This window comes from Kitasatospora sp. NPDC004272 (assembly GCF_053603035.1).
In genome coordinates this window covers 44,699-56,227 of sequence record NZ_JBSGET010000038.1, presented here as the reverse complement: position 1 = coordinate 56,227, position 11,529 = coordinate 44,699, and the positions used below count along the sequence as shown (strand labels likewise).

11 protein-coding genes are annotated in these 11,529 nt (G+C 74.4%); 5 read left to right on the top strand and 6 right to left on the bottom strand.

What is annotated here, in order from left to right; all coding sequences use genetic code 11:
• Together ACWEO5_RS14685 and ACWEO5_RS14680 are read left to right on the top strand one after the other, a co-directional pair.
• A partial coding sequence (locus tag ACWEO5_RS14685; RefSeq protein ID WP_452162753.1) for a WD40 repeat domain-containing protein occupies positions 1-1,056 on the top strand: 1,056 nt, incomplete at its 5' end.
• 102 nt (positions 1,057-1,158) lie between these two features.
• Positions 1,159-2,265: a PLP-dependent cysteine synthase family protein gene (locus ACWEO5_RS14680; protein ID WP_452162752.1), complete on the top strand. Its 1,107-nt coding sequence runs from the start codon at positions 1,159-1,161 to the stop codon at positions 2,263-2,265.
• Positions 2,266-2,272: 7 nt separating this feature from the next.
• Here ACWEO5_RS14680 and ACWEO5_RS14675 read toward each other — a convergent pair whose 3' ends face one another.
• Positions 2,273-2,728 (bottom strand): DUF4267 domain-containing protein, encoded by a 456-nt coding sequence (locus ACWEO5_RS14675; RefSeq protein ID WP_452162751.1) that lies wholly within the window; start codon positions 2,726-2,728, stop codon positions 2,273-2,275.
• Between the two features lie 128 nt (positions 2,729-2,856).
• On the opposite strand from ACWEO5_RS14675, the gene ACWEO5_RS14670 reads away from it, so the two are divergent.
• Positions 2,857-3,429, top strand: a complete 573-nt coding sequence (locus ACWEO5_RS14670) for a TetR/AcrR family transcriptional regulator (protein WP_452162750.1) — start codon at positions 2,857-2,859, stop codon at positions 3,427-3,429.
• 112 nt (positions 3,430-3,541) lie between these two features.
• Positions 3,542-5,029, top strand: coding sequence for an MFS transporter (locus ACWEO5_RS14665; RefSeq protein ID WP_452162749.1), 1,488 nt, complete (start codon positions 3,542-3,544; stop codon positions 5,027-5,029).
• Between the two features lie 259 nt (positions 5,030-5,288).
• Here ACWEO5_RS14665 and ACWEO5_RS14660 read toward each other — a convergent pair whose 3' ends face one another.
• The 5 genes from ACWEO5_RS14660 to ACWEO5_RS14640 form a co-directional block, all read right to left on the bottom strand.
• Positions 5,289-7,838 carry an AfsR/SARP family transcriptional regulator gene (locus ACWEO5_RS14660; protein ID WP_452162748.1) on the bottom strand — a complete coding sequence of 850 codons (2,550 nt, stop codon included), beginning with the start codon at positions 7,836-7,838 and terminating at the stop codon, positions 5,289-5,291.
• A gap of 71 nt (positions 7,839-7,909) precedes the next feature.
• A complete protein-coding gene (locus ACWEO5_RS14655) occupies positions 7,910-8,332 on the bottom strand; it encodes a hypothetical protein (protein ID WP_452162747.1) in 423 nt (140 codons plus the stop codon).
• A 223-nt stretch (positions 8,333-8,555) separates the two neighbouring features.
• On the bottom strand, positions 8,556-9,704 hold the full coding sequence (solA, locus tag ACWEO5_RS14650; protein ID WP_452162746.1) for an N-methyl-L-tryptophan oxidase: 1,149 nt from the start codon (positions 9,702-9,704) through the stop codon (positions 8,556-8,558).
• Between the two features lie 182 nt (positions 9,705-9,886).
• Entirely contained in the window at positions 9,887-10,105 is a 219-nt protein-coding gene (locus ACWEO5_RS14645; RefSeq protein WP_452162745.1) for a DUF397 domain-containing protein, read from the bottom strand.
• Positions 10,098-10,931, bottom strand: coding sequence for a helix-turn-helix domain-containing protein (locus ACWEO5_RS14640; RefSeq protein WP_452162744.1), 834 nt, complete (start codon positions 10,929-10,931; stop codon positions 10,098-10,100). The genes ACWEO5_RS14645 and ACWEO5_RS14640 overlap by 8 nt, the downstream gene beginning before the upstream one ends.
• A gap of 392 nt (positions 10,932-11,323) precedes the next feature.
• Here ACWEO5_RS14640 and ACWEO5_RS14635 point away from each other — a divergent pair, with 392 nt between their 5' ends.
• Positions 11,324-11,515 carry a hypothetical protein gene (locus ACWEO5_RS14635; RefSeq protein ID WP_452162743.1) on the top strand — a complete coding sequence of 64 codons (192 nt, stop codon included), beginning with the start codon at positions 11,324-11,326 and terminating at the stop codon, positions 11,513-11,515.
• Positions 11,516-11,529 lie beyond the last annotated feature (14 nt).

The window sequence follows — 11,529 nt, the reverse complement described above, 5'->3', positions numbered from 1 at the left end:
CCCGCGCCGGCCCCCGCCCCCGTGCCGGCTCCGGCCCCGGAGCCGGACACGGCCCGGGTGACGCTGCTCGACCCGGTCGCGGCCGGCGAACCCGACGCCTCCCACGGCCCGTTCCGCCCGTACCACCGGTTCACGGTCGAGGCGGGGAGCGTCGTCCAGGGCGTCTCCTTCAGCCCGGACGGCGGCAGCGTCTTCGCGTACGGCCACGGCGGGGTCTGGCGCTGGGAGGCGGCGACCGGCCGGGCGCTGGTCGCCCCGCGGCTGCTCGGGGAGCGGAGGGTGGGGGCGGCGGTGCTCAGCCCCGACGGCGCCGTGATCGCCACCGCCGGGACGGGGAACGCGGTGCGGCTGTGGAGCACGGCCACCGGCGAGCCGTTCGAGCCGTCCGGGCGGGGCGGGGTGGCCCGGCTCTGGGCGGGGCGGCGCGGGGCGGCCGCGCTGGCCTTCCCCGGGAAGACGTACGTCATGGCGATCAGCCCGGACGGGGGCCTGCTGGTGGCGGGCGGGGAGGAGTCGGCCCGGCTCTGGGACCTGGCCTCGGGCCGGGTCGTCGCCGACCTGAAGCGGCGTCCCCTGGTGGTGCGGTCGGTGGCGTTCGCCCCGGACGGGGAGAGCCTGATCACCAACACCTCGGGCTGCGTCCACCGGTGGGACCGCAGCGGGCGGCTGCTGGGGGAGTGGGCGGCGGAACACACCCCCGTGGTGGCGCAGAGCCTGGTCTTCCACCCGGACGGCGAACGGCTCGCCGTGGGCGTCTGGAACGAGGGCTGGTACCTCTGCGACGCCAGGACGGGGGAGCCGGAGCCGGGGACCGTCCGGGGCCGGCGGTCGTTCGAGTTCGCGCTCGCCTTCAGCCCGGACGGCCGGGAGCTCGTGGTGGGCGGGGACCCGGTCAGCGAGGAGCGGACGCAGGTGTGGGAGCTGGAGTCCGGCCGGTGCGTGGCCGCCCTCCACTCGAACTTCCGGGTGAAGTGCGCCGAGCAGGTGGCGTTCTCCCCGGACGGCCGCCTGCTGGCGGTGGCCGGCGGCTCGGCCGTGCAGCTGTGGCGCCGCTGAGGGTGCCTGGCATAAGGGGAAGCTGGAACCCCGGTAACCGTCACTTATCGTAGTTGACTGTTACGCTTGGTGGCGTACCGGCGGCGGCGAGGAGAGCGTGCGATGAGCGACCACACCCAGGACGTGGACCGGACCGACCCCGAGTACCGGGCCTGGCTGAAGGAGGCCGTCCGCCGGGTGCAGGCCGACGCCAACCGGTCCGCCGACACCCACCTGCTGCGCTTCCCGCTGCCCGCCGAGTGGGGCGTCGACCTGTACCTCAAGGACGAGTCGACGCACCCGACCGGCAGCCTCAAGCACCGGCTGGCCCGTTCGCTGTTCCTGTACGGGCTGTGCAACGGCTGGATCCGGCCCGGCGCCCCGGTGATCGAGGCGTCCAGCGGCTCCACCGCGGTCTCCGAGGCGTACTTCGCCCAGCTGGTCGGCGTCCCGTTCGTCGCCGTGATGGCCCGCACCACCAGCCGGGCCAAGATCGAGCTGATCGAGTTCCACGGCGGCCGGTGCCACCTGGTCGACAACCCGGGCGAGGTCTACGCGGTGGCCGCCGCGCTCGCCACCGAGACCGGCGGCCACTACATGGACCAGTTCACCTACGCCGAGCGGGCCACCGACTGGCGCGGCAACAACAACATCGCCGAGTCGGTCTTCGCCCAGCTGCGGTTGGAACCCCACCCCGAGCCCGCCTGGATCGTCGCCACCGCGGGCACCGGCGGCACCTCCGCGACCATCGCCCGGTACGTCCACTACATGCAGTACGACACCCGGATCTGCGTCGCCGACCCGGAGAACTCCTGCTTCTTCGAGGGCTGGGTGCACCACGACCCGGACGCGCACTGTCCCACCGGCTCCCGGATCGAGGGCATCGGCCGCCCCCGGATGGAGCCCTCCTTCGTGCCCGGCGCGATCGACCGGATGATGAAGGTCCCCGACGCGGCCTCGATCGCCGCCGTCCACCTGCTGGCCGACGTCCTCGGCAAGAAGGCCGGCGCCTCCACCGGCACCGGCCTGTGGAGCGCGCTGCGGATCGTCGCCGAGATGCGCCGCGAGGGCCGCAGCGGCAGCGTCGTCACGCTGATCTGCGACCCGGGGGACCGGTACCTCGACAAGTACTACTCGGACGAGTGGCTCGCCGCCGAGCGGATCGACCCCCGACCGCACCGCGCCGCCCTGGAGGAGTTCCTCGCGGGCGGCGACTGGGCGGAGGGCTGAGCGCTCGTCAGTTCTCCTTGTCGGTCCGGCCGCCCCGCTCGGTGAGCAGCAGGACGGCGGTGACCACCACGAACACGGCGGTGGCGAAGTGCACCCCGAAGGCCGTGGCGGTGCTGCCGTGGCGCGCCAGGATGGTGGCGGCGTCGCCGAACGGGGTGACCGACTCGGCGAGCAGCGCCCAGCCGAGCGCCCGGCGGTGCCCGGTCAGCAGCAGGGCCAGCGGGACGAGGCCGGAGACGATGTCCCGGATGCCCTTGAGGTCGAGGAAGGCCGCGGCCTCGCCCTGCGGCCACACCGGCAGGCCGAAGCCGGAGGCGGTGCTCTCCGGGGAGACCAGGAAGCTGATGCCGATGTAGCCGATGCCCAGGGCGACCAGGGCGGTGAACACGGTGGCGAGGTTGACGCGCAGTCGGCTGCTGGCCGGGCGGGCGGTGGTGGCGGTGGTGCCGGTGAGTGCGGACATGGTGGTTCCCCCTGGAGCGGTGTGCGGTGCGGAGCGGTGTGCGCCGCCGTTTTTCTAGCGGCGCTAGCGACAGGAATGATGCTAGACCGACGATTCGTCAGATGTCTAGCGCTGCTAGGATTCCGTTCATGGCTATCAAGGAACGCAGGGCGCGCGAACGCGCCGAACGGGAACGGCTGATCGTCCGGGCCGCCCGCGAACTCGCCGAGGCCGAGGGCTGGGACGCCGTCACCACCCGCCGCCTCGCCGAACGCATCGAGTACAGCCAGCCCGTCCTGTACAGCCACTTCAGCGGCAAGGACGCCATCGTCGCCGCCGTCGCGGTCGAGGGCTGCGCCGAACTCGCCACCCTGCTGCGGGCCGCCGCCGCGGACGTCGCGGACCCGCGCGAGGCGTTCGCCGCCGTCGCCCGCGCCTACCTCGCCTTCGCCGCGGCCAACCCCGCCCTCTACGACGCGATCTTCACCCTCCCCAGCACCCTCCCCTTCGGCACCCCCGAAGCCCCCGCCCCCCTGCACGACGCCTTCGCCGCCATCGCCGAACCCGCCACCCGCAGCGCCCGGGCCACCGGCCACGACCCCGACGGCTACACCGAACTCGCCTGGTCCGCCCTGCACGGCATGGTCACCCTCGCCCGCACCGGCCGGCTGCGCCCCGACCTCGACCGGCCCCGGATCGACGCGTTCAACGCCGTCTTCTGAGCCCGCGGTACGGGCCCGTACCGCCGGGCCCGTGCCAGCACGCTGCCAGCCCCGTACCAGCGGTGCCCCCGAAGGTGGGCACGTCGGTACGCGAGAGCTGGAGGACGCGGTGGTGGAAGCGGTTCGTTCGGCCCGCCGGTGGTGGGCACTGGGGGCACTGGTGGTGAGCGTGCTGGTGGTCGGCCTGGACGGGACGGTCATCAACGTGGCCCTGCCCACCCTCGCCCGCGAACTCGGCACGGACAGCACGCAGTTGCTCTGGATCGGCGGCGGCTACCTGCTGACCTTCAGCGTGGCGATGCTCCCCGTGGGCCGGCTCGGCGACCGGCTCGGCCACCGGCGGGTGCTCACTGCGGGCGTCGCCCTGTTCGGCGCCGCCTCGCTCGCCGGCGCCTTCACCGGCTCCGCGGGCGCGGTGATCGCGGTGCGCGCCGCGATGGGCCTCGGCGCCGCGATGATCATGCCGGTCTCGATGGCGCTGCTCCCGAAGGTCTTCCCCGCCGAGGAGGTCCCCCGGGCCATCGCGGTCTGGACGGCCGCCGCCGCCCTCGGCATGCCCGCCGGGCCGGTGATCGGCGGCTGGCTGCTGAACCACTTCTGGTGGGGCTCGGTCTTCCTGTTCAACGTCCCCGTGGCGGCGGCCGCCCTGCTCGCGGGCGCCCTGCTGCTCCCCGCCGACGGCCCGCGCGACCGGACCCGCAGCGCACCGTTCGACTGGCCCGGCACGCTCCTCGGCACCACCGGGACCACCGCCCTGGTCTACGGCACCATCCTGGTCCCGGCCGACGGCTGGACCTCCCCGACGGTGCTCCTCCCGCTGGCCGCCGCCGCCCTGCTGCTGGCCGGCTTCCTCCGGCAGCAGCGCCGGGCCGCCGAACCCCTGCTCGACCTCGGGCTGTTCGCCGACCGCCGGTTCTCCTGGGGGACCCTGACCGCCGTCCTCGGCAACTTCACCGTGATGGGCATCCTGTTCGTCGTCCCCCAGTACCTGGAGGCCGTCCAGGGCTACGACGCCCTCGGCACCGGACTGCGGGTGCTCCCGCTGATCGGCGGCCTGATGCTGTCCGCCGCGCTCAGCGAGACCCTGGTCCCGAGGATCGGCGCCCGCGCCGTGGTGCCCGCCGGACTGACCCTGCTCGCCGCAGGGGTCCTGCTCGGCACGCGGGCCGCACCCGACAGCGGGTACGGGTCCACCGCGCTGTGGCTGGCCGTGGTCGGCGTCGGCTTCGGCCTGACCGTCGTGCCCGCGACCAGCCTGGTGATGGCCTCGCTGCCCGAGACCCGCACCGGCGTCGGCACCAGCGTCCTGGAAACCCTGCAACAGGTCGGCGGCGTCCTCGGCGTCGCGGCCCTCGGCAGCCTGCTCAGCGCCGGCTACCTGGCCCGGATCGACGTCACCGCCCTCCCGGCCCCCGCCGCGACGGCCGCCCGCGACTCGGTGACCGGCGCGACCGCCGTCGCCGCCGAACTCCACGACGGCGCCCTGCTCTCCTCCGCCCACACCGCCTTCGTCCACGGCATGTCCGCCGTCCTCACCGCCTCCGGCGCGGTCGCCCTCCTGGCGGCGGGCCTGGCGGCGGCCTTCCTCCCGAAGAAATAAGGACGGCGGGAGGCGAAATCAGGGGCTCGGGGAACGGCGAGTCGATGCTGCGCATGGGCCCCGTCAGGGGCCCGGGGAACGGCGGGTCCGTGTTGCTGACGGCCGGAGCCCATCGAAGTGTTCGTGCTGCTGCGTGTCTTTAACGGAACCGGAAGCAGACGCGCGCTCCGGCAGTGCACCGTCAGCAGCCACGGGCTCGCCGTTCCCCGAGCCCCTGGCGGGGGCTCTCGCCGTTCCCCGAGCCCCTGGCGGGGCCCTCTCACTGCTCGCAGCCGGCGGCGGCCGCTCGCATCCAGTGGTCGCCGATCCGCACGAACTCCCTCCGGCTGCGGTCGAGTTGCTCGGCGGCCTCGGCGGGCCGCTCCTCGGCGAGGGCGATCCGGCCGAGTACGAGGCCGGCGGCGGCGGAGGTCCACGGGTCGGGGTGGTCGAGCAGGGCGCGCAGTTCGCGCAGGGCGGTCGGCCGGTCGTCCAGCAGGAGGGCGCAGCAGGGGGCGAGCAGGGGCAGGACGGGGTGGGCGGGGCGGTCCGGCAGGTGGTCGCGGACGGTGGCCGCGGCCTGCCGGAGGGCCGCCGGGTCGTGGTCGGGGCCGGCGCCGAGGGCGGGGAGCAGGACGGCGAGCGCGGTGCAGAGCGCGTGGGCGTCCGCGAGGCCGGGCGGGACGTGGGGGCCGACCAGGTCGCGGACGGCGCGCGTCCAGTGGCCGGCCTCGCCGATGTGGTCGCAGATCGTCCAGAACCAGGCCAGGGCGCCCGCCAGCCGCAGCGCGCCCGCCGTGTCGCCGGTGGCGGTCAGGTGGCCGAGGGCGGCGTGCAGGTCGTCCCGTTCCGCGTTCAACCGGGCCGACCAGTGGGCCTGTTCGGGGCCGCGCAGCCGGGGTTCGGCCCGTTCGGCCAGGGCGAGGAAGCAGGCGGCGTGCGCGTCCCGGGTGGGGGCGGCGGTGCCGGCGGTGGCGGCCTTCTCGGCGGCGTACGCCCGGACGGTCTCCAGCAGGTGGTAGCGGACCCCGCCGTCCGGGCCGTCGGTCGCCGCCCGGACCAGGGACTTGTCGGTCAGGGCGGCGATCACCTCGACCACGTCGGCTCCCGGGGCCCGCGGGCCGCAGACCAGTTCGGCGTGCTCGGGCGTGGCCCCGCCGGCGAACACCGACAGGGCCGCCAGCACCGCGCGTTCGTCGGCGTCCAGCAGGTCCCAGCTCCAGTCGACCACGGCCCGCAGCGTCCGGTGCCTGGGCAGGGCGGAGCGGTCGCCGCCGGTCAGCAGCCGGAAGCGGTCGTCGAGCCGTTCGGCGACCTGGCGCAGCGTCAGGGAGCGGGTGCGGGCGGCCGCGAGTTCGATCGCCAGCGGGATGCCGTCCAGCGCCCGGCAGATGGCGGTGACCAGCGGCGCCGTCCCCGGGTCGATCCGGAAGCCGGGGCGGACGGCGGCGGCCCGGTCCGCGAACAGCCGCACCGCCGGGGAGTCGGCGGCCGCCGCGTCGTCGGCCGGGGGCAGCGGCAGCGAGGGCACCGGGCAGAGCGATTCGCCGGTGACGCCCAGCGGCTCCCGGCTGGTGGCCAGCACCCGGACGTGCGGGGCCCGGGAGAGCAGGCCGGCCGCCAACTCGGCCGCCGCGTCCAGCAGGTGCTCGCAGTTGTCCAGCACCAGCAGCAGCCGGCGCCGCTCCAGGGCCTCCGCCAGCCGTCCGACCGGGGTGGCCAGCGGGGCGAGCGGCTCGCCGACCCGCAGCGCGTCCGGGACGCCGAGCGCCTGCAGCGCGGCCTGCGGGACCTCGGTGGGCGAGGTGACCGGGGCCAGCGGCACCAGCCACACGCCGTCCGGGAAGTCCGCGGCCAGCCCCGCCGCGACCTCCAGCGCCAGCCGGGTCTTGCCCGCCCCGCCGGGGCCGGTCAGCGTCACCAGCCTGGTGGTTGCCAGCAGTTGGCGGACGGTCGCGGACTCCCGCTCGCGGCCGACGAAACTGGTCAGCGCCAGCGGCAGGTGGGAGCGGCGCGCCGACGGCTCCGGCGCGGGTGCTGTGGCCGGACCTGGAGCCGGGGCCGCCGCGGGGGTCTTCGCGGGGGTCTTCGCGGGGGTCTTCGCGGGGGTCTTCGCTGGGGTCAACTCGCCTCGCAACAGGGCGAGGTGGAGCGCGGACAGTTCGGGGGAGGGGTCCACGCCGAGCCGTTCGGCCAGTTCGCGCCGGGTCTCCTCGTACCGCTCCAGCGCGGCCGCCGGGCGTCCCGCCGCCGCCAGGGCCCGCATCAACTGGCCGTGCAGCCGCTCGCGCAGCGGGTGCGCGGCCGCCAGCTCCGCCAACTCGGCGACCAGCGCGGCTCCCTGGCCGAGCGTCAACTCCGCCGCCACCCGTTCCTCGACGGCGGTCAGCCGCAACTCCTCCCAGCGCCGGGCCGCCAGGGACGCGAACGGCTCGTCGGCGAACTCCGCGAGCGCCGGGCCGCGCCACAGCCCCAGCGCCCGCCGCAGCACCGGCAGCCGTTCCGCCGGGGCGGCCAGGCCGCGCGCCGCCGCCAGCAGCCGTTCGAACTCCAGCGCGTCGACCTCGCCCGCCCCCGCCGCCAGCCGGTAGCCGCCCGACCCGGCCGGCACCACGTCCCGTCCGCCCAGCGCCCGCAGCCGGGACACCAGCGTCTGCAGCGCGTTCCCCGGTACGGCGGGCGGCTCCGCGCCCCACAGGTCCGCCACCAGCCGCTCGGAGGAGACCACCCGGCCCGCGTCCACCACCAGCCGCACCAGCAGCCCCCGCAGCCGCGCCCCCGCGACCTCCGCGCCCCGGACCTCCAGCGGCCCCAGCACACCGATCAGCACGCGATCACCCCCGCCGGCCAGTCTGCCACCCCGGCGGCCGGCTCCCCGCCCGTCCCCGACGGCCGGGACGGTCAGGGGACGCCCAGCAGCCCCAGGAGCAGCAGCGGGACGGCGGCGGCGGCCAGCGCGCCCCGGGCGACCGGGGAATCGGGCGGGTGGAGGAGGAGCAGGCCGGCCGCCGCCCCGCCGAGGACGGTCACCGCCACGCTGCCGGCCAGTCCCAGCCCCAGGAGCAGCAGTAGCGCGGTGGCGGCGGCCAGCAGTCCCTGGGCGGTCGCGGCGACCGGCAGGCCGAGGAGGTACAGGCCGGTCGCCACCCCGGCGAGGACGGCCGCGGTGCCCGCCAGCCCCAGCGCGACCCGGTGCGCGGGCGTGGTCTCCCGCCTGCCCTGGAGCACCTCGAAGCTGCCGTGCAGGAACCACCCGGCCACGGCCACGGCCTCGCCCGCCACCAGCAGCAGCGCCAGGCCCGCGTCGAACAGCCACCGCAGCATCCGGGTGCCCCCTCCCGCCGATTCCCGCCGACCATTCAACACCCTTGCCGAGCAGGCCCGGTGGCGGTTGTGGCGGTCCGCACCCCGTCCGCGCGCGGTGGACCCTCAGGCCGACGGCTTGTGCAGGAGTAGGAGTTCGGCGGGCTGCGGCACCGGGCGGGGTGCGGTCCCGGCGTCGGAGAACACGGACGGCGGCCCCGCTCGGGTCGGCTCTCGGTCGGTGTCAGTCGAAGCGGTGCGGGTCGAACCGGGCGACGGGCAGGCGGGTGGAGCCGTCGCAGGCGAAGTCCGCCGCGATCTCGCCGATCACGGTGGCGAACTTGAAGCCGTGCCCGGAGAACCCGCCCAGCAGGGTGAGGCCGGGCAGTTCGCGGCGGCCCCCGACCAGGAAGTGGCGGTCCGGGGTGAGCGAGTACATGCAGGAGGCCATCCGGACCGGGTACGGGTCCACGCCGAGCAGGGTGTCGCCGACCGCCTCCGCGAAGCGCTCGGCGTCCTGCCGGTCGGGTGGGCGGTGGCCGGCCGCCGGGTCGGCGGGCTCGTCGATGCCGGGCCAGGTGTGCAGGCCGACCTTGACGGTCGCGCCGTCGAGGGACGGGAAGCCGTAGCTGCCGTGCTCGCCGCTGGAGTCGGAGCGGGCGAAGATCGGGAACCGGTCGGGGGCGAAGGCGGCCGGGTCCCGGTGGCCGAACCAGCCCATCACCCGCCGTTCGACGGTGAGCAGCCCCGCGGTGCCTGGCAGCAGCTGCCGCAGCCAGCCGCCCGCCGCCACCACCACGTGGCGGGCCGTCAGCTCGCGGTCGTCGAGCACCACCCGCGGGCGCTCCGGGTCGGGCACGACCTCCCGGACGGCCGCCTCGGCGAACACCTCGGCCCCGCTCGCCACCGCGGCCTCCACGGCCGTGGTGACGGCGAGTTCGGGCCGCAGCAGGCCGGCCTCCTCCTCGTAGAAGCCCCGCAGGTCGTCGGTCACCCGGAACTGCGGGAAGTCCCGGCGCAGGTCCTCGGCGGACAGCAGGTCGTACGTGAGCCCGTGCGCCCTGGCCGAGGCCAGCGGCCCGGCGATCACCGAGGAGTCGGTTGGCCCGACCATCAGACCGCCGGTCCGCGCCAGCAGGCTCCGGCCGGAGACCCGCTCCAACTCCTGCCAGAGCTTCCAGGACCGCTTCACCAGCGGCACGTACGCGGCGCCCTCGGCGTAGGCGGTGCGGATGATGCGGGACTCGCCGTGGCTGGCGCCGTGGTCGTGCCCCGGGGTGAACTGCTCGATGCCGATCGCCCCGACCCCGCGCCGGGCCAGCTGCCAGAGGGTCTGGCTGCCCATCGCGCCGAGTCCGACGACGATCACGTCCGCATCCACCGAAGTGGTCATAGTTCGACAGCTCCACACTCGTGCCGGAATCGCCCGGACCGGTCGGTCACGTGCCGGTTCGGCCCGGTCGCGGACGCGTTCGAACACCGGGGCACCGCCGTCCCCCATGCTGCCCGGTCCGAATCGAGTGCACCAGGGCATCAAACATTCTGCTGCGAAAGGAAATTGAGCGAAGCTGCCGGCTACCGGCCGGAGCCCGCCGGGGCGTCGAGGCCGCCGGTGCGGACGGCGGTCACGAAGGCGGACCAGGCGGCGGCGGGGAAGAGGAGGGCGGGGCCCTGCGGGTCCTTGGAGTCGCGGACGGGGACGGTACCGGGGAAGTCGTTTGAGACCTCGACGCAGCTTCCGGCTTCGGCGCTGTGGGAGCTCTTGCGCCAAGCGGCGCTGCGCAGGTCATCCATGTTCGAAATCTCTCCGTACTTTGCGAATGAACTCGATGCTCGCAGCCCGGGACAAAGCCTCGCCCTGCAGGTAATCGTACTCACTGATCCACTCCGCCAGCGTCTCCGGATCGCGTTCGAGGTAGCCGCGACGCTGGGTCTCGCCGTAGCCGATCATGGACCTGTCGGGCATGGTCAGCAACACAATTGGGTGCGCGAACGACCTGGCCTCGGGGAGAGAGAACGGTGCCACCTGGATCCTGAAGCGGGGACGGACGGCCATAGCCTCCAGGTGGTGAAGTTGAGCCACCATGACGTCCCGGCCACCGACCGGTCGCCGTAGTGCTGCCTCGTCGATCACTGCCTGGTAGAGCGGTGCCGGAATGCGGTCGAGGTTCCGCTGCCTGTGGAACAGCAGCTCGCATCGCTGGTCGGCCTGCTCCTGAGTTGCGATGCCTCGATGCACGGCTCCCGCTTGGTAAGCGCGTTCGTAGTCGTGGGTCCGGAGCAGGTTCGGAATGACGCTGTTCTCGAACATGCGAATCGTCGTTGCCTTCGCCTCGTTGCGCACCAGTTCGGGGAAGCCCTCGAACAAGGCGTGCTGGCTCGCCGCGCTCCGCCCCCGGAGGAACTGTTCGCCCGAACCAAACACCCGGTCAAGTGTGGTTGCAATCCGTTGACTTGGTTTCCTCCGGCCGTGCTCGACCGCCGAGATGTACGACGACGTACAGCCGACCAGGGACGCCAAGTGCTCCTGCGTCCACTCGCGCTGCTCCCTTGACGTGCGGAGCAGTGCCCCGATTCCGTCCGCCGGGGACGTCTCGGGGTCAAGTTCCCTCTTGTTCACGGTGATTCGACCTACCAAACAAACCGCTGGAGACAAGTTGAACAGTCTCGAAGCCTAGAGGACAGTGGGCGCTCCCGGTAGCCATTGCGTTACGGAGCGGAACCGCTCGGCAACGTGCTGGTGTCCCGTGCCTGCACGGGTCCGCCGGGTGCTGATCTCGGCCAGCAGAACTGGCCACCGCCCCATCGTGGTTGGGGCGGACGAGGGTGGTGGTGGTCCAGGCGGTCCACCACTCCCACGGGCGAGCGCGCGGAGCGGGCGGGCCGCGCGACGGCGCGTTCGGGGGCGTGCGGGAGAGGAGCGGTGCCGTGGGCAGCGGATCCGATCCGCCCGGGCCGGCCGGAGCCGTGCTCGCCCGTTCCTCCCGTACGAGAATTCGCGAGGTCACAGCCATGCCTGATCACCCGTACCCGGGCCCGAAAGCCAGGTTGACGATCCGGGTCTACCGGAGGCGGCCCGACGGTGGCGAGGTCGAGGTCTCCTCCTGTTTCTCGGACGAAGAAGAGATCCCGCCGCTGGTCTCGGCGCTGAGCTGGCCGGCCTGCGCCTGCCCGCGTTGCGCCGCCGTGGCCGAAGTGGCCTGAACGCACCAAGAAAG